Below are 22,483 nucleotides of genomic sequence, written 5' to 3' on the forward strand. Positions count from 1 at the left end.
CATGGCCTTGCTCTTCATCGACGGTTTCGATCACTACGACCCGCAGGCACTCGACCCCTTCGGCGATCCGTGGCTCGCGCGCGGCAAGGCGGCGTATCTGTCGCCGCAGGCCACGCGCATCCCCGGCCGGCGGCCCTCGTCCTACGCCTTGCGTCTGCCGGCAGGCAGCGGCGGCGGGTATGTGAAGAACCTCGATGCGACCAAGACCAGCCTGATCGTCGGCGCGGCCATCCGCGTGGCGCCTTTCGAGAACACCGGCTTCGAGCCGGTGCTGCTGGGTGTACGCGATGCGTCGGCACAGATAACGCACTTGGTCAAGATCGGCGAGGACGGGCGACTCAAGCTCTACCGCCGGCAGTCCGGCTATGACACGCTGCTCTCGACCTCGCTGGTGACCGCCCCAGCGCGCGGCTGGCATTACGTCGAGCTGAAAGTCGTGCAGGGAACCGGCAGCGGAACGCTCGACGTGCGCGTCAACGGCATCCTCGCCATCCAGCTCACCGCGCAGAACACGCTGCAAGGCGGCGGCCCGCTTCTCACCGCGTTCGTGGGCGCCGTGCCGGGTGAGCCGTGCCCGGTGACGGTGGACGTGGACGATCTGTACCTGGCCGACACCTCGGGCACGCTCAACACCACCTTCCTGGGCGATGTGCGCGTCGATGCGCTCCAGCCCCAGGCCGACGGGGCACTCAAACAGTGGGCGGTCGAAGGCGCGGCATCGGCCTGGCAGGCGGTCAGCGACGGCGATGAGGCCAGCGGCATCCGCGCGGCCACGGCGGGCCTGCGCCAGACGTTCGACGTCGAGGCGCTGCCCGTGATGACCACCCCGGCGATCCACGGCGTGCAGGTGACCCTGCTCGCGCGCAAGACGGATGCGGGCAGCGGCCGCGTGCGTGGGCTCGTGGCGAGCGGTGCGCAGACCGCCGTGAGCGCCGACCTCGTCCTGCAAGAGCAACTGGCCTGGCACACGGCGCTCATCGAGCGCAACCCGAACGGCAACGTCCAGTGGACGGAAGGTGCCTTCAACGCCGCCGAGTTCGGGCTGGAGTCGGCATGACCGAGCGCCTCGTCGCCGAGCAGATCTCGGAGCTGGGCAGCGCGCCAGTGCCTGGCAGCGGGCTGGCCGCCTTGCAGGGCGAGGTCATTTCCCGCGCGAGTTTCGGCGCGGGCGTCACCACACTCTCGCCAGAGACGGCTTCATCCCCGCTTCCGCCTGGTCTTGCGGCCCGCCTGCTGGCGGAATCCTTGGCCGGCTCCTGGCCGCCCATCGAGGCGCCGGCGTTGTGGATCGAAGTGTTGCGCCGGGATACGGCATCGAGCGCCCTTGTTGCCACCGGCATGGAGGTCTTTGGCGATGCGCCTTGGCCGGACGCCCCGCGCGGCGTGTTCGCCTTGCGCCACGACTGGGCCGAGCCTTTGGTCGAACGCTTGGAATGGCAGACGGCCGTCACGCGGCTGGCCAGCGGGAACGAATCCCGGCAGGCACGCCGACGCGTTCCTCGGCGGCTTCTCACCTACCAGGTTGGACACGCCCGGCAGGCCGATGCCCTGGTGGCCGACTGGCTGGCCGACCATCTTGGGCACATGGCGCTGTGGCCGCTGCCGCAGTACGCGGTGCCGTTGACCGCCGCCTGTGCGCGCGGAGCGGAGGCGCTGCCCGTCACCGCCACGGACGCCGCCCGCTTCGGGCCGCTGGCGGCTGATCTGCGCCTGCGCTTCGACGGGCTGCAGGGCTGGGAGAGCGACGAGCGCTGGATCCTGATCATCGCTCTTGACGGCTGGCAGACCGCGCGGCTGGCTCATGTGGAGGCCGCCCGGCTGTGGCTGGCGGACCCCTTGGCGCGCGCGGTGCCGGCAGGCGCGGCAGTCATGCCGCTGGCGTGGGGCATGGCCAGCGAGGCGGCCGACCTTGCGCAATGGGTGCCGGGGATGGCCGGCGGCCGCGTGACCGCCAGCCTTGCGCCCGCCCCCTTGCCGGACATGGCCCTGCTCGACGATCCGGTGCTCGACGGCCTGCCGGTCTGGCCCGACGGCAACTGGCGCGACGATCCATCGGTCACCGCGCAAGCGGTGCTCACCCGGCAGGACCTCTCGCCTGCCGACCCCTGGGTGCGGCGTGACGACCCGTGGCCGACGACGACCTTGCAGCGCCGCTATCTGGCCACAGGCCCGCAGGACATCGAGCGCTGGCGGGCGCGGCTTTGGCGTACCCAAGGCCGCCTTGGATCGTTCTGGCTGCCCGATGGCCTGGCGCCGGTGCTGTCGGTGATCTCGGAGGCGGACCCGGAGGATGGCTTCCTGCGGGTGACGGGCGAGGACATTTCTGCCTTCTGGCACCGCCCGGCCGCCTGCCTGATCCTGCATCCGGACGGCACGCGCCAGCACGTGCTCACGGCCACGGCCCATCGTGACGCAGGCGGCGTGCTGGTGCTGCGCTCGGGGCTGGACGCGCCGGCGCCTGCCGGCAGCCGCGTCGTGCGTCTGGCCCGTTGCCGCCTCGACCACGACGCAGTCGATCTGTACTGGCACAGCCCGACGCTGCTGGAGATCACCTTGACCGCGCGCCAGTTGCCCGAACCGCGTGGCAATGACCGAGAAACGTATGGAGAGTACGCCGTATGAGCAACCAACAGCTGATGGAGGTCGAGCTGTATGCCTTCGCCAGTAGCAGCGCGCAGTTCTATCTGACGCCGCAGGAATTCGACGTTGATCTGGATGGCAACCTCTACAAGAGCTTGCCAATCGAGCGCAACGAACTGGCGCTGGGTGCCGAGGCCGCCAAATCGGCGCTGGAGCTGAAGCTGCCGCCGAACTGTGATCTGGTGCGCCATCTGCTCACCAACTCGCTGACCGGCGACACCACCTCGATCACCCTGCGCATCGGGCGGCGCGACACCTGGGGCGACTACTGGTGGATCTCCGGCATGCGCTGGATGGGCCGGGTGATGGGCGTCGAAGTCGCTGACGATGTGGCTCGCATTCGCTGCGAGTCCGCGCAGGTCAGTCTCAAGCGCATCGGGTTGCGGCGGCTCTACAGCCGCAAGTGTTCCCACGTGCTGTATTCGGCTGCCTGTGGTGCCTCACCGATTTCTGCCAGCGCCTTGGTGAGCAACAGCAATGGCCGCAACGTCGATCTCGACGGTGGCGCGCCCGGCAGCGTCAGTGGTGGCTTGGCCGGTGGCTGGCTCCAAACCCCGGAAGGTGCCCGCCACATGATCGTCAATGACTACGGTGGCGGCGTCGAATTGCTCTATCCGGTCGCCATTGAAGCCGGTACCGAGGTGCTGCTGACGGTCGGCTGCGATCACAGCACGGCCACGTGCGAGTCGCGCTTCGGCAACCTCGAAAACTTCGGTGGCTTCCCGTTCATTCCAACGAAAAACCCATTCAGCGGCACGCCGATCTTCTGATCCCAAAACGCAGCGTTTCGGCGAAGGCTCATGTCGGCGCAGCCGACGTGAAGCCGCGCAGCGGCGGCCGAAGCCACAACTACGGCGGATTCCCCGCCATCCCGAGCAAAAACCCGTTCTCGACGGGCGTGTTCTGAATCCCTGGAGACCGCGCCATGTGGTACCTCGTCGTCATCGTGGTGGCAGCCGTGGTCTCGGCCGCCCTCGCGCCGAAACCGCCCGAACCCAAACCTGCGTCGCTGTCCGACGTCGATGCCCCCACCGCCGAGGAAGGCCGACCCATCCCGGTCGTGTTCGGCACGGTGCTCATCCGGGGCGCCAACGTCGTGTGGTACGGCGATCTGGAGGCCGAGCCGATCAAGAAGAAAGGCGGCAAGAAATGAGCGGCGAGGTGATCGTCACCATCGATGATGTGCGCGCCGCGGGTCTGTGCGTGCACGGCACGCGCGCGTGGTTTGCGCGGCATGGACTGGACTTTCGCGCCTTCCTCCGCGATGGCATCACTGCGGAGGTGCTGCTGGCCACGGGTGATGCGATGGCGCTTCGCGTGGTCGAGCACGCCAGCCATCGACCCAGCCAACGGGAGCAAAGCTGATGGGTGGCCGCAGCAAGAAGCAAACCGTCGGCTACCGCTACCGGATGGGGCTACATCTGGCCTTGTGCCAGGGGCCCGTCGATGCCGTGCAGGAAATCCAGATGGGTGATCGTACCGCGTGGGGTGATGCCGACCGCGCGCCGCTGGCAAGCGGCCACGGGCTCGCCAGTCTCTGGATCGACAAGCCCACGCTGTTTGGCGGCGACGAGCGCGAAGGCGGTGTGGTCGGCACCATCGATGTGTTGTCTGGCCATGCCGGACAAGGCCGCAACGACTACCTGATGAGCCGCCTGGGGACCTCCATTCCGGCCTTTCGTGGCGTGCTGTCCTTGGTGGCACGCAAGATCCTCTTCGCGGCCAACAACCCGTATATCAAGCCGTGGGCCGTGCGCGTGCGGCGCTTCACGGCGGGGTGGTTCAATGCGCCGTGGATGGAGTGGAACGCCGAAGTTCGCACCTGGGATGAGGACGAAGGACGCGAGATCAGCGTCGGCATGAACCCGGCCCACATCCTGGTGCAGTGCCTGACCGACCCGCACTGGGGCATGGGCTATCCGCAGAGCAGCATCGGCGGGAGTTTCTGGAACGCAGCGTGGGCCCTGTCGAGCGAAGGCTTCGGACTCAACTTGATCTGGACGCGCCAGCAGCCCATCGAGGCCTTCATCGCGCAGGTGCTCGACCACATCGGCGGCATCCTCTACATCGACCCGGAGCAAGGCACGTTCGAGCTGAAACTGCTGCGCGACGACTACTGGATCGACAGCCTGCCGCAGCTGGGTCCGGATGAGATCGTGCGCATGGAGCGCTTCGAGCGCGCGCAGTGGGGGGAACTGCCCAACGAGATCACCGTGGTCTACACCGACTGGGCCACTGGCAAAGAGGCCACGGTCACGGTCGAGAACCTGGCCGCGATCCAGCTTCAGGGCGGCGTGATCAACCAGCGCCGCGACTATCCCGGCGTCAATTACGGGCCGCTGGCCGCCAGGCTCGCGCTGCGCGACCTGCGCGCGCTGGGCTCGCCGCTGGCGCGCATGACGCTCACCATCGCCCCGACTGCGCTGGAGCGCCCGCCCTTGCCGGGCGATGTGTTCCTGCTGCACTGGCCGCGCCTCGGCATCGAGCGCATGGTGGTGCGCGTGACCGGCATCGACACCGGCGCCCTGGGCGCGGCCGAATGGCGCATCGAGGCGGTGGAAGATGTGTTCGGGATGAGCAACACCGTGCTCTCGCCCCCGCCGCCGCCCGTCGAGGAGCCGCCGCTGGACGCGCTGCCCCCGGCCCTGGTGCTGGCCGTCGAGGTGCCGTACTGGGAACTGGCCCGGCGCTTGAACCGTGCCGAGCTGGACTACCTGACCGACACCGACACCTACGTCGGCGCGCTGGCCGTCGCAGGTGGTACCGGGCAGTTGAACTGGCAACTGGCGACCGGGGCCGCCAGCGGCGATCTCGCGCCCGTGGTTGGGGAGGACTATGCGCCGCTGCTCACGCTCGATGCCGCACTGCCGGTGAGCGAAGCCGATGCCATCGGCGTGCCGGTGACCGCTGTCAGCCAGCCGCAGCGCCTGGCCGTGGGCGACTACGCCTACCTGGTCGATGCCACCGGCCAGATCCGGGAAGCCGTGGCGATCCTCGCCTTCGACGCCAACGCGGGCACGGTCGATCTCGCCCGCGGGGTGCTCGACACCACGCCGCAGGCGCACGCCGCCGGCACGCGGCTCATCGGCGTGGGCGAATGGCTGGCCGCCGAGACCACCGAGCGCGCTCCTGGCGAATCTGTGTTTGTCGCGGCCATTCCGCGCACCTCCACCGACCAGGGCGATGCCGTGCTCGCCGTCAACGGCCAGCCGCTGCTGCTCACCGGCCGCCAGGCACGGCCCTATCCGCCGGGGCGCATCCGCCTCAACGGCCAGACCGAGCCCGCCGTGGTCGCCGGCGACCTGACCCTCGCCTGGGCACACCGCGACCGCACCCAGCAGACCGCCTACCTCGTCAAGCAGTACGAGGGCGACATCGGCCCCGAGCCCGGCACCACCTACAGCGTGCGCCTGCGCGACCGCAACGGCGCGCTGGTGCGCACGCAGAGCGGCCTGGCCGGCACCACCTGGACTTGGGACGTGGCCAGCGCTGCGGCAGATGCGGGCAGCGCGGGCGATACCGTGACCATCGAAATCGAGTCCGAGCGCGACGGGCTGGCGAGCTGGCAGGCGCAGGTGCGCACCACCGAACGCGCCGGCTACGGCCTGCGCTGGGGGCAGTACTGGGGTGGGGTGTGATGCAAGCGCCCATCGACCTGCACCTCCAGCCGCGTATCGACGTGCACATGCTCACGCTCGATGAGCCGGCAGCGTGGCGCGAAGCATGTCTTGCCAGCCTCGCAGAGGCCCCGATCCGTCTGCACGTGCTGCCGGGCATTCCGGGTCGGATCGGTGAGGCGCGCGCAGCCGGCTACGCGCGAGGGACATTGCCGCTGGTGTCCTTCGTCGATCCCGACGACGTGTACGAAGCCAGTGCCTTCACACACTTAGCCGATGCGCTCGATGGTTGCCCGCAGGCCGTGATGGCCTACACCGACGAGGCGCTGATGGACGAGCAAGGCCGAGACGTCGGCGTGCGGCGGCTGGCCTACAGCGCCTTCCAGCACGCCCACTCGGCCAGCCATGTCCATGGACTGATCGTGATGCGCCGCGCTGCGGTCGAGGCCGTGCTCGCGGCCACCACCGACATCCACCCCATGGCCGACTGGCTGTTGACCCGGCTGGTGGCCCAGCGCGGCGCAGTGCTGCACCTGCCCATCGTAGGCCGGCGCTGGCGGCAGCACCCACGGCAAGTCCATCGCACCGCAGACCCGGCTGTCGTGCGGCGCATCCGGCAAACCATCCGCCAAATATCGAATCCCTGGAGATAGACCATGCCATCCACCGACCCGAACCTGGGCCTTGCCTACGGCTGGACGCTGGGCGAATCCGGCTGGCACACCGAGATGGACGCCAACCTCAAGCGCCTGGGCGCCATCGTCGGCCTGTCCGTCAAAGACCGCGACTTGACCGCACCGCCGGCGAGTCCCGCCGAGGGCGAGCGCTACATCATCCCCGCCAGCGCCACCGGCGCCTGGGCCGGCAAGATCGACCAGATCGCCGTGCGCATCGCCGGCGCCTGGGAGTACCACGCGCCCCAGGTGGGCTGGCTGGCCTACGTCGAGGACGAGCAGGTGCTGTCTGCCTACAAGCCTACAGGCTGGAGTCCCGGCATCGCGATCTGACCGAACCCTGTTCAACCCCCATGAGACCCGCCGCTGGCGGGTTTCGCATTTTTGGGAGACCTGCCATGACCGAACCCGAACGACAACCCCCTGCGCTCGTCGAGAACATGCTGCTTCTGCGCCGTGAGGACTTCGACGAACTGCTCGACCGCGCCGCCGAACGTGGGGCCGAGCGTGTCCTGTCCCATCTCGGCCTGGAAAACGGCCGTGCCGCCAAGGACATCCGCGAGCTGCGCGACCTGCTCGAAGCCTGGCGCGATGCGCGTCGCACGGCGTGGCAGACGACTGTAAAGGTCATCACCACCGGCATCCTGGCCGCGTTGCTGGTCGGCGCGGCCATCAAGCTGAAGTTGGTGGGAGGTGGGCAATGATCGAGACCCTGCTCGGTGGTCTCCTGGGCGGGGCCTTCCGTCTCGCGCCAGAGGTTCTGAAATGGCTTGACCGCAAGGGCGAGCGCAGCCACGAGCTCGCCATGCAGGACAAGGCGCTGGAGTTCGAGAAGCTGCGTGGCGCCCAGCGCATGGCCGAGATCGGTGCCAGCGCCGACGCAGCCTGGAACAGCGGTGCCATCGATGCTTTGCGCGAGGCGGTTGCGGCGCAGGGCCGGCCATCTGGCGTGAAGTGGGCTGATGCGCTCTCCAGCAGCGTGCGGCCCGTCATCACCTACTGGTTTATGGCCCTCTACTGCGCGGCCAAGACCGCCGCCTTCGTGGGCGCCCTCGAAGCCGGGGCAGAGTGGATCCCGGCCATCCAGGCGGCCTGGACCGAGGCCGACCAGGCCCTGTGGGCCGGAGTGCTGAACTTCTGGTTCCTCGGGCGCGTGTTCGACCGGGTGCGACCCACGAACTAGTAAGTGTTGCTTACAAGTTCAGAGCCAGAGATGCGTATTCCTCCACAAGCAATTGATCTGGCCAAACGCTTCGAGGGCTTCCACCGCGTGCCCAAGCACGATCCCGGCCGCGCGCACCCCTACATCTGCCCGGCCGGCTACTGGACGATCGGCTACGGCCACCTCTGCGATCCGGATCATCCGCCGATCACCGAAGCCGAAGCGGAAGTCTATCTGGCCCGTGACCTGCAGACGGCGCTCGCCGCCACACTGCGCTACTGCCCGGTGTTGGCCGCGGAGCCGGAGGGGCGGCTCGCAGCGGTCATGGATTTTACGTTCAACCTGGGGGCGGGGCGGTTGCAGACCTCGACGCTGCGGCGGCGGGTCAACCAGCGAGACTGGGCTGCCGCCGCAACGGAGCTACGCCGCTGGGTCTACGGCGGCGGAAAGGTACTGCCGGGACTCGTCACGCGGCGGGAGGCAGAGGCCGCTTGGCTGCTTCGCAACGCTTGATTGCAGATGCACGGGAAAGAGCTTGGCTTCGCTGCCGAACAGCGCGTTCATGACATCCGTACCCATCACGGAGCATTGACCATGAGTAATCGATTCAAGCACGCCGTCATCGACGACGTGACCTCGCGCAACATCGACGCCCGCCTGCAAGACCATCTGCTCGATCTGTTCGAATCGGCCATGAAGTCGGTGGCCACAACCCTGGCGCGCGAAGCCAAATTCGACACCACCGACTTCGCCACCGCCAAGGCACGAGGCTGCGAGGGATTCACGCTGTTGGTGAGCCGCACCCGCGCAGACTCGCGCGATGGTTGGTTCGGTGCATTTCAGCGCGGCGACGAACGTCTCGACGTCATCGGCCACCTGGAATAGGTGGTCAATCGTCCAGTTCCGGAACGTCCCAGTCAGCCGGACGAGCTTCGCCGGTTTGGTAGAACTGCTTCACCAGCTTCACGTAGTCCAGAAAATCCCGATTCTCCGTGGCCAGCCGATTGACCATGTCCCAATCGATTTCGTCACGCTCGCGGGCTGGAATCAGCACCTGACTGTCGGCGGGGTTTTCCACGTCCAGCTTGATGAAGCCGATGCCGTGGGCGGCAAAAAGCATCCGCAGTTCTTTCAGCGTATCGGTGCCGCCGATTTCCGCAGCGACCAGATAGCCGAAATTGGCCCACGACGAGTTCGATACGGCCTGAAAGAAGCACTCGCGCACATTCGAACGGTTGATCAGCAGCTTGACCTCGAACGACCACAGCTTGGTGCGCTTGTCGGAATACTGCGTCACGCAGTCGCGCACTTCGCGGTGCCACTCCTTGCCCAAGTCCTCCATACCCACCACGTCCGGGTAAAGCCAGCGGTTGCCGTTCGGCCCGTGCTTGTTCGACGAGCGCTTTTCGTCGATGCGCTTGGAGAACACGCCGAACTCTTCCCACAGGTACTGCGACAGCAGCGGATACAGCGCCTGCTCGTCGAGCTTCGGGCGGCTCGAACCGGCTGCGGGCGTCATCTCCTCGCGCTCGGCAACGGCCACCTCATCGCTGTCGGACAGTTGCGAGTAGTAATAGCGCCGGGGCCGGCCCTCGGTGGTCTTCAGCTCCGGGTGCTTGCGCTGCAGATCGCGATGATGGGCACCGATCTCCGCCACGATCTGCTGCAGCAAATCGGCATCCGTCTGCAACGACTTGCTCCGCGCCTTCTTGGCTTGGCATTCCTGCGGGTAGGTGGCAACAATCCACTCGGCAATCTGTCGGGCGGTGAACTTTTCGTCTGGGCGCGCCTTCAGGTAGTCGACAACCACCTGCATCAAATTCAGTTTCATCCCCGTTCTCCCCGCGTCATACGCCCGCGCCCATCTGCGGCGGCGCTTTCGGCGGCACCGTGCCCGGCTGGTAGGTCGCATCGAACACCATGTCCGTCAGCCAGCGCTTGAAGTTGGGGTTGTCGCTGAACTGCTTGAACAGCTCCGTGTGGTCGGACAGCAGCTCCAACACCACCCGGTTGAGCGCCTTGTCGTGCTCAAGGCGAGCGTTTTGCTTATCGGAGTTCGCCTGCGCGTTCTGGTAGGCCTTGTCCTGCGCCACCCGCGCCGGGATTTCCTCGGTGATGACCTTGCGGATCTTGTCTTCGTCCTTCCATTCGATGTTGCCGAACAGGTCGTTGAATTCGCGCACGATGTTCGAGAGCTTGTCGATCTCGGGCTCCAGCTTGAACCCCCCGCCGCCCGGCGGCACAGGCTCGACGGTGGCATCTGCGTCGTCCATCGCCATCTTCAGCGCCGCTTTGGCCTCTACCCGGTAGCTGTCCATGTCGATGGTCTCCAGCACGCCCTTGGAGAGATCCTCCTCCTTGGGCGCGGGCAGCTTGGGGATGAGGAAGTTCAGGAAGATCGACAGCTTTTCCCACGCCGGATGGCCGTAGCTCAGGATCGCGGCCAGAAAGCCGTAACTGCGCACGAAGGCCTTGGCCTTGCCCTTGAACTTGACCTGGTCGTCCTCGCCGAGCTGGTCGGTGTATTCGGCCACGCACGCATCGAGAATCGGATCGAGTTTGTCCCGGTCTGCGCCGCTCAAGTACAGCGCCACCAGGTCTTCCACCTGCTGCCAGCTATACACCTGCTGGGCGTCGAGTTCGGCCTTCAGGTCGTGCAGCTTGTTGGCGTCGGTTTCGCCGGTCTGGATGGTGGCGCGGTAGTAATCCTGGAACGCCGCCTTCACGGCCTCGGCGTTGTCGGCGAAGTCGAGCACGAAGGTGTCGTGCTTCTGCGGATGCGCCCGGTTCAGGCGTGACAGGGTCTGCACCGCCAGCACGCCTGCCAGCGGCTTGTCCACGTACATCGTGTGCAGCAAGGGTTCGTCAAAGCCGGTGACAAACTTGTTGGCCACGATCAGGAATCGATACGGGTCTTGCTTGAAATTCGCGGGAATGTCCTTGCTCGGAAACCCGTTGAGATCGGCCTCAGTCTTCTTTTGCCCGCCCATCTCGAACTCGCCCGAGTACGCGACGATCGCCTTGTACGGGCTCTTGATCTCGTTGAGGTAGTCCGACACCTCGCGCCAGTAGTCGATAGCCCGCGCGATGCCGTTGCACACGATCATGGCCCGCGCCTTGCCGCCGATCTTCTGCTTGCCCGCCACCTGCGCGATGAAGTGATCGACCATGATCTCGGCCTTGCGGCGGATGGCCTTGTCGTGCGACTCGACGTAATGGCGTATTTTCTTCAGCGCCTTGGCCTTGTCGAATTCCGGGTCATCCGCCACCGTCTTGGCCACCTGGTAGAAGCTCTCCACGGGGGTGTAGTGCTCCACCACGTCGAGGATGAACTTCTCCTGGATGGCCTGCTTGGTGGTGTAGGTCAGCTCTTCGGGCGAGCGGAACTGCACCTGGTCGCCGACCATGACCTTCTCACCGAACAACTCCAGCGTCTTGTTCTTGGGGGTGGCCGTGAAGGCAAAGTAGCTGGCGTTGGCCAGCAGCTTGCGCGAAGCGATGCGCTTCTCGATTTCCGCGTTCACCGCATCCTGGGTGCTGTCCTCTTCCAACGGCTCCTCGTCGGTCGTTTCGCTCGCCACTTGAGCGGCGGCCTTGCCGCCGAGGGCTTCGTGCATCCGCGCCGTGGTCTTGCCGCCCTGACTGGAATGCGCCTCATCGATCAACAGCGCAAAGCGCTTGCTGGAAAGGTCTTCCAGCTCATCGAGGATGAACGGGAATTTCTGCACCGTGGTGACGATGATCTTCTTGCCCCGGCGCAGGTATTCGCGCAGCTCCTGCGCGTTGTCGGAGTGGCCGAAGATCGCCGCCACGTGGTCGTAACCCTTGATGGTGCGGGCGATCTGCGTGTCCAGCGCGCGCCGGTCAGTGATGACGATGATGGAGTCGAACTGCGGCTTCGAAGGGTCGTCCTTGCGGCGCAGCTCCACCAACTGGTGCGCCAGCCAGGCAATCGTGTTGCTCTTGCCGCTGCCTGCCGAATGCTGGATCAGATAGCGCTTGCCCACCCCGTCTTCGCGGGCGCGGCGCAGCAGCGCACGCACCGTGCGCAACTGATGAAAGCGCGGGAAGATCTGCTTGCGCTTCTTGCGTTTCTTGCCGCTGGCGTCCGCCTCTTCCTCCTCCACCACCTGCGCGTAACTCTCGATGATGTTGGCCAGCGATTCGCGGGTCAGCACCTGTTTCCACAGGTAATCGGTTTTCAGACCATGCGGGTTGGGCGGGTTGCCCGCGCCGCTGTTCCAGCCCTGGTTGAATGGCAGGAACCACGAGGCCTTGCCCTTGAGTTCGGTGCAGAACGCAGCCTCGTTGTCGTCCACCGCGAAATGCGCCACGCAACGCCCCAACTGGAACAGCAGCTCCCGGGGCTCTCGCGTGGTCTGGTACTGGACGATGGCATCAGCCAGGGTTTGCTTGGTCAGCGAGTTCTTCAACTCGAAGGTCAGCACCGGCAGCCCGTTGATGAAGATCACCAAATCCAGCTCGTTGCCGGAATCGTTGCTGTAGCGCACTTGCCGGGTGACGCTGAAAATGTTCTTGGCGAAGGCCTCCGCCGCCGTCGCGTTGCCCGGCGTTGGCAGCAGCTTGTAGAGATCGACGTGGACCGGCCCGTGGCTCACGCCCTTGCGCAGCACGTCCACCACACCGCGCTTGGTGATCTCGCCCTGCAGCCGATGCAGGAACTGGGTGCGCTTGATGCCTTCCGAGTCCAGCTCCAGCACTTCGACCGCTTTGGGCTGGGTGGCCTGCAAGAAGGCCAGCAACTGCACCACATCCAGCGCCACGTCGCGGTTGTAGTCGCTCGCCTTGCCCTGAACGTAGCCACTGGCGACCAGGTCGCGCACGATCAGGGCTTCGAGGGCTTTTTCGCTGGTGTCAGTCACGCTCATCGGGCTCCCCCTTTGCGTCCGGCTTGGGGTCGGCCCAGCGGAAGCTCACTTTCAATGCATTGAGGGGCGACGCGTACGGGACGATCCCTTCATGCTGCAGGCGCCCCACCACGATCCCCGGATGAATCGAGAGTTCACCGGCGAAGGCGCGAATCGCTGCGGCATGGCTCCCCAGCTTGACCAAGCGCTGCCGATACTGCGGAGGGATCAGGAAATCTGCCGCCCACTGGTTAGCCTCGTGCTCGCAATCATCAGTGCTCGTGCCGCCGTCAGGGTCGTCAAGGAACACGGCTTTGCGGCCTTGCGCCGACGTTCCGTGCAAGAGGATGTGCGCCGCCTCGTGGAAGAACGTGAACCAGAAGCGGTCGTTGGATTTGCCATAGAGGGAAAGCTGGATGAGTGGCCGCGACGGGGACAACCACCGCGCCACCCCCGAGACGTGCGCCCGGGGTATTGCCGGCACCAAGGCCAACGTCACCCCCGCATCGCGAAGCAGCCGCTTCATTTGCGGTTCGAAAACCTGCGGCGGCTGCGTCGTCAGGTGGCGAATCTGCCCCAGCGCCTTCTCGAAACGCGCACGGTCGTACTTGAGGGCATCCCAGCCTTCGGCCTGCTTCTCGCCCAGGCGCAGCCAGGTTGCAATCGCAGCCAAGTCGCTTTGCTCGGCGCGGCTGCGGCGGTACTGTGCCTTCAAGTCGGCCACGTAAACGCCCTCCCATTCCTCGGGGGAGGCCACACCAAAAAAGCGCAAACAGGCTTCAACCAGCGCCGGCTTGTTCTTCTCCACCAGACGGGCCTTGGCAACGACGCCTTGCGCCATCAGCTCCTTGATGGGCAGCCTCTCCAGCCAACCTACCCACCCTGCGCAGCGCTGGGCGAACTGCTGGCGCTCCAGCCGTTCGCGATACGTGGCCTCTTTGCGCAACCAGAAGCCCGCCGTGCTGCCGAGGACGCGCTCCAGCCGCGAGGCCGTGTCTTCAGTGATGGCCGCCTTGCCGTTGATGAGCTGGCTCACATGTTTTTCGGTGTACCCCAGCCGCCGGGCCAGCTCGGCTTGCGTCCAGCCGCGTTCCTCCAGCACATCGGCAATGGTGTCGCCGGGCGGGGAAACCCATTCCGGCGCGAACGGTGCATCCAGATCAGTCATGGTAGTCCCCAATGAATTCGATACAAACAATGGTCACGGCCCGCCAGTTGATGCCGCCGTCGGCATGACGTGGCACGGGGTCATTGGCGGGCGAGAAGGTCAACCGCCAGCCACCCGCCAGGTTGACCGCGTACTCGCCGGACCGGTCGCCCGTCAACGGGTGGGGATTGCCCGCCACCAGCTCGGCCACGCTTGCGGCGTGCTCCAGGTCATCCAGCCGGGCCCGCAGCTTGCGGGCGCAGGCATCGCCCAGTTTTTTCACAGCGGCAGCCTGGCTTTCGCACAGCAAGCGCACCTTCTTGTCCCGGAAGCGGATCTCCAACGCGGTTCTCCATGGTAGCACAATCTTTACCAAATCGGTAAAGTCTATCTCCCCGGCCACCCTCTGGATGGCCGCTCAGCCAAGGCCAGCGCGCAGCCGAACCCTGCTTCACTCACCGTCATCGCCTGGCTCATCCTCGCCCAAATCGGCCTCGTCGTCGCCCAAGGCGGCCAGCTCCTCGTCGCTCACCACATCATCCGGCCCGGGCCGCCAGCCGCGCACGTCGATCTGGCCGGTCACCACGTCGGCAATCAGGCGGTCGCGGTACTCGCGGATCAGCTGGATTTCCTCTTCGGCGCGGGCGATGGCTTCGTCCAAGTCCTTCGTCTCGCGCAATATGTGCGACAGGATCGCTTCCTGTTCATCTTGGCGTGGAATGGAGAGCCGGACATTGCCGATGAACGTCCAATCGGCACGCGGCATCTTCGCGCCCGCCGTGGAGCTGTTAATCAGGTCAATTACGCGCTTGCAGCGCAATAGTTGCTCAAGATACGCAGGAAGGATGAGTTCCTTGCGCGCCCGTAGCACGAGAAACTCGCTCACGCATACGCCAGCGCGGCGCGCCCGCGTTACCTTCGCCAAGTACGGACGGAGCTTTCCGAACAGAACGTCGTCGGCGACAAACCGTTTCACCGTGCTGGCAAATTCGACTTCGCCCTCAAGCGGCCGCGCCACGCCAGTCCAACTTTGAACGTGCTCCAGTGCCAGATAAATTTCGTCGCTGGCCTTGGTCGTGGTCTGGTTCGTAGTGTTACTGGCGAGGAACTTCAAACGGCGAAGCTCCCAATGCTCCGGCACCTCGCCCAGCCATTCGATGCCGGAGGGCTTGAGGCGGACGTTGGGATCAAGCCCGCGCGTGACGGCGCGGTCGATGATGGCGAGCTTCTGTTCGATGAGCAGTTTGATGAGCTCGCGCTTGGCCAAGATGTACCGGGCGATGTGCGCGTCCTGCGCGCGCAGGTAGGCGACGATCTGGTCTTGCTCGGCGCGCGGGGGTAAGAACAATGGGAACCGCCCGAGGGTACTGCGGTTGGTCGCTGCAAGATTCGTGGTTTGCTTTGCCGTTACTTGGAAATAAGAGCGCCCATGTGGACTTTCCAAGATATAGGTCAGGAACTTCGGATTAAGCGTAGTTGGGTCTGGCCTGACCGCGAAGACATGGTTTTGGTGAATACACCCTTTGATTTGTCCCGACCAAATCGCGCCACGTCCGAGCTTGTCAATATCGCCGCCTTCCGTCAAAACAACATCATTAGGCCTAAGCTCGCTCTTTAATGCTTCTGAACGGGGCACCTCGATATTTTTGACATGCCTGAGATCAAGAAATCCAGCCTGCACATTTGCAACCCGCAAATATGGGCGTGACTCCACTTCAACAGCGTAAACCTTGCCCAACGTAACGCCTGTCTGAATCTTTGCTTCTCGCTTGAGGCGCGTCGTTCGCCAGTGCGAAGGCACAGATGAAAGCCAAGAAATGTCTGCGGATTGATAACTTTCGTAAGCAGGGAAAATCACCATCACGCCCCTCCCACGATCTTGCTCAGCAAACCTTCGGTCTGCCGCTCCAGCGCGAGAATGTCTGCGCGAATCTCCTCCAGCGAGCGCAGCGGCGCGGGCTTGTAGAAGTAGCGGGCAAAGGAGATCTCGTAGCCGATCTTGGTGGCCTCGCGCGCAACCCAGGCGTCCGGCGCGTGGGGCAGCACCTCACGCCGGAAGAAGGCATCGATGCCGCCGGGCTCCTTCAGCGGCACCTGCTCGGTGTCGCGCAGCTCGGGGTCGGGCTCGTATTCGACGAGGTAGCGCTCCTTGCCCACGGTCTCCAGATAGCGGCCATCGAAGCCGGGCTCGAAAGGCTCGCCTGCCTTGAGCTTGCTGCGGCGGGCGACAACCGGCGGCGAGGTTTCGTCGCGCCAGCTCACCGCCTTGTAAATGGCTTTCTTCTCCGCCGCGCTCAAGCGTTCGCCCTGTGCCTTGAGCGTGTCCTCGAAGCGCTCGCGGAAGATGTTGTGGTCGTCGAACACGGCGCGGCCTAGCGCCTGTTGTGCCCGCTGCGCCACTTCCATGAGCGCCTTGTCGCGCAGCCAAGTCGAAGCATCGAGCAGCTTCTTGCGGCGGTTGGCGGGCACGGCCTTGCGGGCGGCGGGAGCTTCGCCATCATCGCCGCTGTCGCTGTCTTCGCTGTCGTCGTCTTCGTTCTCGTCCTCGCCCTTCAGCCACGCCTCGATGGCGGGTTTGCGCTTGGCGAACTCGGTATAGAGCGCCTCGCCATGGGTGGCGTAGATCTCGGCGCGCAGCGCCTCATCCCCCGAGGCAAAGCGCAGGGATTCAATGCGTTCGTCCGAGAGCTGGCTTTTCAGGCGCAGCGGGCGCTCGACGGTGATCTTCCAGTAGCCGAAATCGGCGTTGTCGAACCATTTGCTTTCGGCGGTTTCCTGCGGCTGGCCCAGATACAGGTCGAGGATGCGGGCGATGTCGGCCTCGGAGAGTTCGCAGTTTTTCTTGCCGAGGTTGCGGCGCAGCGGCTGAAACCACTGGCTGGCGTCGATCAACTGAACTTTGCCTTTGCGGTGGGCGGCCTTCTTGTTGGCCAGCACCCAGATGTAGGTGGCGATGCCGGTGTTGTAGAAGATGTTGAGCGGCAGGGCGATGATGGCTTCGAGCCAGTCGTTTTCCAGCACCCAGCGGCGGATGTTGCTCTCGCCCTGGCCCGCGTCGCCGGTGAACAGCGCCGAGCCGTTGTGCACCAGGGCGATGCGGCTGCCCAGGGGCGTGTTGTGCTTCATTTTTTGCAGCTTGTTCACCAGGAACATGAGCTGCCCGTCGCTGGAGCGGGTGATGAGCTTGAACTCCGGGTCGCCGCCGTGGCTGACGATGAAGCGCGGGTCGTTGAATTCCTTCTTGCCGCCCATGCGCTCCAGATCGGTCTTCCAGCTCTTGCCGTAGGGCGGGTTGGAGATCATGAAGTCGAATTCGCGGCTGCGGAACTGGTCGTTGGAGAGGGTGGATTTGTCCGCACCGCCGACGATGTTCTGGCTTTGCTCGCCCTCGCCCTTGATCAGCAGATCGGCTTTACAGATGGCATAGGTCTCGTCGTTGATCTCCTGCCCAAACAGATGGATGGATACGTCTTTGCCGTGGGCTTGGGCCAGTTGCTGCAAGGTTTCTTCGGCGACGGTGAGCATGCCGCCGGTGCCGCATGCGCCGTCATAGAGGGTGTAGGTTCCCGATTCGATGCGGTCGGCCACGGGCAGGAACAGCAGCTTGGCCATGAGCTGCACGACGTCGCGCGGCGTGAAGTGTTCGCCGGCCTCTTCGTTGTTCTCCTCATTGAAGCGGCGGATCAGTTCCTCGAACACTGAGCCCATGGCGTGGTTGTCCAGCGCGGGCAGCTTGATGCGGCCGTCGGCATCCTTCACCGGCAGCGGCGAAAGGTTGATCTCGGGGTTGAGGAAGTCCTCGATCAGGTAGCCCAGGACGTGGGAATCCACCAGCTTCTGAATCTGGTTGCGGAAGTTGAACTTGGTGAGGATTTCCTGCACGTTGGGCGAGAAGCCGTCCAGGTATGCAATGAAGTCATCGCGCAGCCGCTGTCCCGCCGCGCTGGCCTTCAACTTGGCCAGCGTGAACTCCGAGACGTTATAGAAGGCCTGGCCTGCCGCCATGCGCAGCGCGCCGTCCTGCTCGGCCACCTTGTGAGCGTCGAGAAACTTCTTGCGCTCCAGCACCGCGTCTTTCGTCGCTTCGAGCACGGCATCGAGCCGCCGCAGCACGGTGAAGGGCAGGATCACGTCGCGGTACTTGCCGCGCACGTAAACGTCGCGCAGGCGGTCGTCCGCGATGTTCCAGATGAAGTCGGCAATCCACTTGATCTGGCTTTGGTCTTGTTGTGGCTTCTTTTGCATGGAAACGCCCCTTAGCTCGCCGCCGTGCCTGTGGAGACAGCGAGATCCCAATGCTTGGCGAGGACGCCCACAAGGCGCTTCTGGCGTTCGGCCAGAAGGGTAGGCGTCCACTCGCTTTCTGACCGCACTTCCTGCGTCAGGACGAAGGGTGATGCCGTGCCTTTGCCCTTGAAGTAGGCGTCCTTCTTCTTGGCAAAGTCGTAGTTACTGGCAGACGAGTTTTTTTTCCGGTCGAGCGGAACCAAGTTGGCCAAGCGGTGTGTCCAAGCTTCCCGCTCGTTCTCATCCGGGAACCACTTGATCCAGTCCGAACCATCGGGCGGGTTTTGCGGCAGGACGTGCTCCAGCGACACGGCATCTTGAAGCTGCACACCGGGGGCGCGCACCAAAGACTCCAGGCGCAAGACCAGCGCCATCCGTGCCTTGGGCAGATCGTCGTAAACGTCGCCATCGAGTGCCGCGACGAACTTGCGCTTTTGCGCGTCAGTCAGTGTCAGCGTGGTGAGCGCGGCCAGATCCCCCTTGAAGGTCTCCGGCTCGATTTCCTTGGTCAGCGCAGCGTAGGTTTCGATGCGCTCGTTGATACCCACCTTGGTGACCAGCAGGAAATAGGTCAGGCGTTCCAGTGACTTGAAAAACTCGGCGAGCAATTTGGGCTGCTGCCGGAAGCGCTTGAAATAGACCAGTGCCGGGGGCACCCAGTCCTTGAAGTCCACGCGGTTGAGCCAAGACAGGTAGTCATTGATGGTCTCGGCGTGCTCGGTGGCTTCAAAGTCGGCATCGCGCACGAAGTCCCACACCTCGGCGTAGGGCTGGATCACATTGTCAATAAGGTCAGCCGGGGTTTTGTACTCGGTGACGTACTCCTGAAATTCTTTGACGAGTGTTGCTCGCTGCTTTTGCTTTGCGTAGATCGTGCGGATGTGGCCAAATAACTCGCCGAAGGCATCGCGCCCCAACTGGCTTTCGATCGCGCTCCACTTCTTCGAATAAGCGCGCGCCTTGTCCTCCCCGCCGATGCGACGGATCGAACCGAGCACTTCCGCCTTAATGATGTCGATGGGTGCCAGATCGAGCCCACGATTGTTCAGTACCGAGAAGATGCGGTAGGCCGCTTCGAGGTCGGGTGTGGAAATGACGACCAGGGAGCAGTCGTTCGCGAGGAATTTCCACAGGGCATTCAAGTCGTCAGGCGACAGGGCCTTGGCCTTTTCGAGCAGCAGCGAGGCGTTTTCGCGGTAACGCAGACGGCTGTCTTTCAGCTTGTCCGTACTGGCGACCAACTGTGCGATGCCACCCGGCTCCTGGATGTACTGACGGAAGAACGTCGCATCTTCCTCGCGGGCGGTGAATCGGTAGCCGGTGGCCTTGCCCAGCATCTCGTCCCCCTCTTCGTAGAGGAAAGGGGTCACGCTTTTGACGCCTGGTGGGTAGTTGGCCGCCTCCCACGCTGCGCGCAGGGCCGCAAACAGGATCGTGAGCGTGGTCAGTCGCTGCTGGCCATCAACGACCATCGCCTTGGGGTCGCGGTCGTTCTTGATAAGAACGATGCTGCCCAAGAAGTATTGGCTTGTGGCCCCGTTGGCTCGGGCATCCTGCATAGCGGAGACCAGATCATCAAACAACTCTCCCGCTTGCTCGGTTGTCCAGGCGTAGGGGCGCTGGTAGTCCGGAATCTCGAACTGGTAGCTGCCTTCGAAGATCTCCCGGATCAGCTTGTCGTGGGCTTCAAGTGTCTTGGCCATTGCGCTTGTTCTTTCCTATCGTTTCTTGGGGCTGCTCGGAGCTTGATACCCCGGCGCGAGCTTTGCGTTCTCAACGCCGTACAGCGCCAGCGGATCGCTGAGCCATAGGCGGTACTGTTCTTCCTTGAGGCGGTGGTCGGGCGAGCAGTCCACGCTCCAGCGCAGCAGCATGTAGCCCGCGACGGCGGCGCGAACGCGCATCCGGATCGAGCCGTCGGTCATCCCGTAGTCCATCCTGATGATCTCGGGGTGTTCAAGGCGCGGGTGCGGCACGAACTCCAGTTCGACGATGCGCGTCCATTGGATGTCGTGGTCGGGCCGCTCAAAGGCCTGGGGTGCGTCATCCAGCAAGGTCGGCGCTTCGATGCGCGTGAGGACGAAGTCCCGGAACTCACCCCGCAGACGATCAAAGGCCCGCACGTGCCAGCGCAGGCCGGTATCCACCAAGGCGAAGGGCACGATGACCCGCTCAGACTCGCCGCTCGTCATCGAGTGGTAGCGAATGGCAAGGGGTCGCTTGGAGTGGATCGCCCGGCAGACCGGAGCCAGCACATCCATCTTGGGGATGGATAGGGCAGCGGGCGATTCGCACGGTAGCAGCGGCTGCAAGGGCTTGGCCGGGCCGTTCACGCCGTCGCCAAATCCATGCGCCAGCGCCGAAAGCACGCGCTGCGGTGCGTGCTCGAATAGCGGCGAGAACGCCTGCCCGATCCGGTAGACCTTGTGGCTGCCGTCAAAGAGGATGTTTTGTGGCGCGATTTCCCGGTACAGCGCCAAGTCGCGCGTGGCCCCGGCCGGCGCCACCCCGAAGCGCTCGATGAGGTCGGGACGGCCGATCTCACCGAAGAAGTAGAGCCGGAAGTCGATGTAGGCCAGCCGCTCGCACTGGGCGTGGCTCAAGCTTTCGACGCGCTGGGGTTGAGTCACCGGAGGCTCCTCATCCAAGACGGACGACCGAAAAGCTGTGATTGGTTTTATGTTTATCCATCGCCAGGCGGTTTACATCATCAAACTGATGACATTATGCGCCACGATCTGGACGGCAACAACACTCACGGAGCAGCCGCGCCTTGGGAGGCGAGTTCGATTCCGCGCTTGGAGATGGATCCGGCACCCGCAGTCTTGAAAGGCTAGGACTGGCTTTCGACGGTATGAGAGAGCCATCCCCCGCCAGCGCGCAGGCTGGCCACCACATCGCGGACGGTCATGTTCTGGGTGATGTCGGGCGTGCTTGGCTCGGCTGGCGTGATCTGTCTGGGCGCTGGCTTGCGCAGCCCGTTTCGCTCAAACTCAAGCACGACGCTCATCGCATAGCGCACCGTCTTGCCCAGTTTGACGTAGGGAGGACCACGCCGATCACAGCGCCAACGTGTCAGGGTCTTGCTGCTCATCCCCCAGCGGGTGGCCAGCTCGACCTCGGAAAGAAATTGCTCGCTCATAACGACCTCCAAAGACAGGGGGTCACCATGAAGGCGCTCGTTGCTGCACTTGGCAAGTGAAAAGGCGCGCTGTCAAGGCCAACTCCCGCCCATCAACGCCAAAAATCGGTATAAAATTTTGGTTGTATCGGTGCATGACCGCGTGCGGTCGCCTCAGCACCACCACATTCCCTCCAAGTGCTTGATTCGCAATGGAAATCAAGCGCTTCAACAGCTTACGGCAGGCCGCTGGTGCACAACACTGGTGCACATCGGGACTCCTGCGTATGCTGTTCATGCCTTCTCACCTCACCCAGCGCGCTGGCTGTTGACGCCGACCGAAAATTGACCAGCAAAGCCGGGTGATGTGGAGTGAACCCCTGAGTCTGGACCACGGGGGTCGTCGGATCTAAGCCGCCTGCTGGGCGAGTTGCGCTTCGAACTCTGCGGGTGAACGATATCCGAGCGCCGAGTGCAGGCGCCGGGTGTTGTAGATCTCGTCGATGAACCTGGGCAGGCGGGCCGCAACATTCTCGAAGGTCCCGTAGCCGGCGATGTAGACCTCCTCGACCTTCAGCGTCTTCATGAAGCTCTCGGCCTGGGCGTTGTGGTACGGGTTGGCCACGCCGCTGATCGAGCCGACCAGCCTGTGGCGGTTCAAGGCACGCCGGTACTCGGCGCTGGCGTACTGGCTGCCGCGGTCCGTGTGGCAGATGCACCCTGGCGGTGGGCGTCGGCTGCGCACCGCTGCCTCCAGAGCCGCCACCGTAAGTTGCGAGTCGATCTCGCGGGAGATCGCATAGCCGACGACCTTGCGGCTGCAGGCGTCTAGGAGCGCCGCCAGGTAGCAGAAGCCAGCGGCAAGGCGGATGTACGTGATGTCGCCCACCCAGACCACGTTGGGCCGTGTCGGGATGACGTTACGGTACAGGTTCGGGAAGATCGGCAGGTCGTGATCGCTGTCGGT

22 protein-coding genes are annotated in these 22,483 nt (G+C 64.4%); 12 read left to right on the forward strand and 10 right to left on the reverse strand.

Going from position 1 to position 22,483, the window contains the following annotated elements:
• The first annotated feature begins 1 nt into the window (after position 1).
• The 12 genes from MOJ79_RS10940 to MOJ79_RS10995 all read left to right on the forward strand — a co-directional run bounded on the left by MOJ79_RS10940 (position 2) and on the right by MOJ79_RS10995 (position 8,978).
• Positions 2-1,057: a hypothetical protein gene (locus tag MOJ79_RS10940; RefSeq protein WP_241924184.1), complete on the forward strand. Its 1,056-nt coding sequence runs from the start codon at positions 2-4 to the stop codon at positions 1,055-1,057.
• Positions 1,054-2,622, forward strand: coding sequence for a hypothetical protein (locus tag MOJ79_RS10945; RefSeq protein ID WP_241924185.1), 1,569 nt, complete (start codon positions 1,054-1,056; stop codon positions 2,620-2,622). The genes MOJ79_RS10940 and MOJ79_RS10945 overlap by 4 nt, the downstream gene beginning before the upstream one ends.
• On the forward strand, positions 2,619-3,410 hold the full coding sequence (locus tag MOJ79_RS10950) for a DUF2163 domain-containing protein (protein WP_241924186.1): 792 nt from the start codon (positions 2,619-2,621) through the stop codon (positions 3,408-3,410). Before MOJ79_RS10945 ends, MOJ79_RS10950 begins: the two co-directional genes overlap by 4 nt.
• Positions 3,411-3,565: 155 nt before the next feature.
• Positions 3,566-3,793 carry a hypothetical protein gene (locus MOJ79_RS10955; protein WP_009518226.1) on the forward strand — a complete coding sequence of 76 codons (228 nt, stop codon included), beginning with the start codon at positions 3,566-3,568 and terminating at the stop codon, positions 3,791-3,793.
• Complete coding sequence (locus MOJ79_RS10960; protein WP_009518225.1) at positions 3,790-4,005, forward strand: hypothetical protein; 216 nt, start codon at positions 3,790-3,792, stop codon at positions 4,003-4,005. The genes MOJ79_RS10955 and MOJ79_RS10960 overlap by 4 nt, the downstream gene beginning before the upstream one ends.
• Complete coding sequence (locus MOJ79_RS10965; protein ID WP_241924187.1) at positions 4,005-6,278, forward strand: phage tail protein; 2,274 nt, start codon at positions 4,005-4,007, stop codon at positions 6,276-6,278. Before MOJ79_RS10960 ends, MOJ79_RS10965 begins: the two co-directional genes overlap by 1 nt.
• Complete coding sequence (locus tag MOJ79_RS10970; RefSeq protein WP_241924188.1) at positions 6,278-6,910, forward strand: glycosyltransferase family 2 protein; 633 nt, start codon at positions 6,278-6,280, stop codon at positions 6,908-6,910. The genes MOJ79_RS10965 and MOJ79_RS10970 overlap by 1 nt, the downstream gene beginning before the upstream one ends.
• Before the next feature lie 3 nt (positions 6,911-6,913).
• On the forward strand, positions 6,914-7,264 hold the full coding sequence (locus MOJ79_RS10975; RefSeq protein WP_009518221.1) for a DUF2793 domain-containing protein: 351 nt from the start codon (positions 6,914-6,916) through the stop codon (positions 7,262-7,264).
• A gap of 65 nt (positions 7,265-7,329) precedes the next feature.
• Entirely contained in the window at positions 7,330-7,635 is a 306-nt protein-coding gene (locus tag MOJ79_RS10980; RefSeq protein WP_009518220.1) for a DUF6127 family protein, read from the forward strand.
• A complete protein-coding gene (locus MOJ79_RS10985; RefSeq protein ID WP_009518219.1) occupies positions 7,632-8,114 on the forward strand; it encodes a hypothetical protein in 483 nt (160 codons plus the stop codon). The genes MOJ79_RS10980 and MOJ79_RS10985 overlap by 4 nt, the downstream gene beginning before the upstream one ends.
• 30 nt (positions 8,115-8,144) lie before the next feature.
• A complete protein-coding gene (locus MOJ79_RS10990) occupies positions 8,145-8,606 on the forward strand; it encodes a lysozyme (RefSeq protein WP_241924189.1) in 462 nt (153 codons plus the stop codon).
• 81 nt (positions 8,607-8,687) lie between these two features.
• Positions 8,688-8,978, forward strand: coding sequence for a hypothetical protein (locus MOJ79_RS10995; RefSeq protein WP_126463655.1), 291 nt, complete (start codon positions 8,688-8,690; stop codon positions 8,976-8,978).
• A 4-nt stretch (positions 8,979-8,982) separates the two neighbouring features.
• Here MOJ79_RS10995 and MOJ79_RS11000 read toward each other — a convergent pair whose 3' ends face one another.
• The 10 genes from MOJ79_RS11000 to MOJ79_RS11045 all read right to left on the reverse strand — a co-directional run.
• A complete protein-coding gene (locus MOJ79_RS11000; RefSeq protein ID WP_241924190.1) occupies positions 8,983-9,924 on the reverse strand; it encodes a COG2958 family protein in 942 nt (313 codons plus the stop codon).
• A 16-nt stretch (positions 9,925-9,940) separates the two neighbouring features.
• Positions 9,941-12,982, reverse strand: coding sequence for a type I restriction endonuclease subunit R (locus MOJ79_RS11005; protein ID WP_241924191.1), 3,042 nt, complete (start codon positions 12,980-12,982; stop codon positions 9,941-9,943).
• Entirely contained in the window at positions 12,969-14,129 is a 1,161-nt protein-coding gene (locus MOJ79_RS11010) for a HigA family addiction module antitoxin (RefSeq protein ID WP_241924192.1), read from the reverse strand. The genes MOJ79_RS11005 and MOJ79_RS11010 overlap by 14 nt, the downstream gene beginning before the upstream one ends.
• Positions 14,122-14,451, reverse strand: coding sequence for a type II toxin-antitoxin system RelE/ParE family toxin (locus MOJ79_RS11015; protein WP_241924193.1), 330 nt, complete (start codon positions 14,449-14,451; stop codon positions 14,122-14,124). The genes MOJ79_RS11010 and MOJ79_RS11015 overlap by 8 nt, the downstream gene beginning before the upstream one ends.
• A gap of 108 nt (positions 14,452-14,559) precedes the next feature.
• Positions 14,560-15,969 carry a hypothetical protein gene (locus MOJ79_RS11020; RefSeq protein ID WP_241924194.1) on the reverse strand — a complete coding sequence of 470 codons (1,410 nt, stop codon included), beginning with the start codon at positions 15,967-15,969 and terminating at the stop codon, positions 14,560-14,562.
• Entirely contained in the window at positions 15,969-18,353 is a 2,385-nt protein-coding gene (locus tag MOJ79_RS11025) for a type I restriction-modification system subunit M (RefSeq protein WP_241924195.1), read from the reverse strand. Before MOJ79_RS11025 ends, MOJ79_RS11020 begins: the two co-directional genes overlap by 1 nt.
• An 11-nt stretch (positions 18,354-18,364) precedes the next feature.
• Positions 18,365-20,098: a DUF262 domain-containing protein gene (locus tag MOJ79_RS11030; RefSeq protein WP_241924196.1), complete on the reverse strand. Its 1,734-nt coding sequence runs from the start codon at positions 20,096-20,098 to the stop codon at positions 18,365-18,367.
• A gap of 15 nt (positions 20,099-20,113) precedes the next feature.
• Positions 20,114-21,025 carry a helix-turn-helix transcriptional regulator gene (locus MOJ79_RS11035; protein WP_241924197.1) on the reverse strand — a complete coding sequence of 304 codons (912 nt, stop codon included), beginning with the start codon at positions 21,023-21,025 and terminating at the stop codon, positions 20,114-20,116.
• 203 nt (positions 21,026-21,228) lie between these two features.
• Positions 21,229-21,537: a helix-turn-helix transcriptional regulator gene (locus MOJ79_RS11040; protein WP_241924198.1), complete on the reverse strand. Its 309-nt coding sequence runs from the start codon at positions 21,535-21,537 to the stop codon at positions 21,229-21,231.
• Positions 21,538-21,925: 388 nt separating this feature from the next.
• A partial coding sequence (locus MOJ79_RS11045; protein WP_241924199.1) for an IS3 family transposase occupies positions 21,926-22,483 on the reverse strand: 558 nt, incomplete at its 5' end.

Origin of the sequence: Calidifontimicrobium sp. SYSU G02091, from assembly GCF_022631395.1 — a bacterium.
GTDB classification, from domain to species: Bacteria; Pseudomonadota; Gammaproteobacteria; order Burkholderiales; family Burkholderiaceae_C; genus Calidifontimicrobium; species Calidifontimicrobium sediminis.

What these genes read in the sequence shown, in the direction of transcription:
- MOJ79_RS11025 (WP_241924195.1), bottom strand. Translation starts at nt 18,353, where the DNA reads ATGCAAAAGAAGCCACAACAAGACCAAAGCCAGATCAAGTGGATTGCC.
- MOJ79_RS10990 (WP_241924189.1), top strand. Translation starts at nt 8,145, where the DNA reads ATGCGTATTCCTCCACAAGCAATTGATCTGGCCAAACGCTTCGAGGGC.
- MOJ79_RS10950 (WP_241924186.1), top strand. Translation starts at nt 2,619, where the DNA reads ATGAGCAACCAACAGCTGATGGAGGTCGAGCTGTATGCCTTCGCCAGT.
- MOJ79_RS11030 (WP_241924196.1), bottom strand. Translation starts at nt 20,098, where the DNA reads ATGGCCAAGACACTTGAAGCCCACGACAAGCTGATCCGGGAGATCTTC.
- MOJ79_RS10970 (WP_241924188.1), top strand. Translation starts at nt 6,278, where the DNA reads ATGCAAGCGCCCATCGACCTGCACCTCCAGCCGCGTATCGACGTGCAC.
- MOJ79_RS10940 (WP_241924184.1), top strand. Translation starts at nt 2, where the DNA reads ATGGCCTTGCTCTTCATCGACGGTTTCGATCACTACGACCCGCAGGCA.
- MOJ79_RS10960 (WP_009518225.1), top strand. Translation starts at nt 3,790, where the DNA reads ATGAGCGGCGAGGTGATCGTCACCATCGATGATGTGCGCGCCGCGGGT.
- MOJ79_RS10975 (WP_009518221.1), top strand. Translation starts at nt 6,914, where the DNA reads ATGCCATCCACCGACCCGAACCTGGGCCTTGCCTACGGCTGGACGCTG.
- MOJ79_RS11000 (WP_241924190.1), bottom strand. Translation starts at nt 9,924, where the DNA reads ATGAAACTGAATTTGATGCAGGTGGTTGTCGACTACCTGAAGGCGCGC.
- MOJ79_RS11005 (WP_241924191.1), bottom strand. Translation starts at nt 12,982, where the DNA reads ATGAGCGTGACTGACACCAGCGAAAAAGCCCTCGAAGCCCTGATCGTG.
- MOJ79_RS10955 (WP_009518226.1), top strand. Translation starts at nt 3,566, where the DNA reads ATGTGGTACCTCGTCGTCATCGTGGTGGCAGCCGTGGTCTCGGCCGCC.
- MOJ79_RS11020 (WP_241924194.1), bottom strand. Translation starts at nt 15,969, where the DNA reads ATGGTGATTTTCCCTGCTTACGAAAGTTATCAATCCGCAGACATTTCT.
- MOJ79_RS10965 (WP_241924187.1), top strand. Translation starts at nt 4,005, where the DNA reads ATGGGTGGCCGCAGCAAGAAGCAAACCGTCGGCTACCGCTACCGGATG.
- MOJ79_RS10980 (WP_009518220.1), top strand. Translation starts at nt 7,330, where the DNA reads ATGACCGAACCCGAACGACAACCCCCTGCGCTCGTCGAGAACATGCTG.
- MOJ79_RS10945 (WP_241924185.1), top strand. Translation starts at nt 1,054, where the DNA reads ATGACCGAGCGCCTCGTCGCCGAGCAGATCTCGGAGCTGGGCAGCGCG.
- MOJ79_RS11010 (WP_241924192.1), bottom strand. Translation starts at nt 14,129, where the DNA reads ATGACTGATCTGGATGCACCGTTCGCGCCGGAATGGGTTTCCCCGCCC.
- MOJ79_RS10985 (WP_009518219.1), top strand. Translation starts at nt 7,632, where the DNA reads ATGATCGAGACCCTGCTCGGTGGTCTCCTGGGCGGGGCCTTCCGTCTC.
- MOJ79_RS11040 (WP_241924198.1), bottom strand. Translation starts at nt 21,537, where the DNA reads ATGAGCGAGCAATTTCTTTCCGAGGTCGAGCTGGCCACCCGCTGGGGG.
- MOJ79_RS10995 (WP_126463655.1), top strand. Translation starts at nt 8,688, where the DNA reads ATGAGTAATCGATTCAAGCACGCCGTCATCGACGACGTGACCTCGCGC.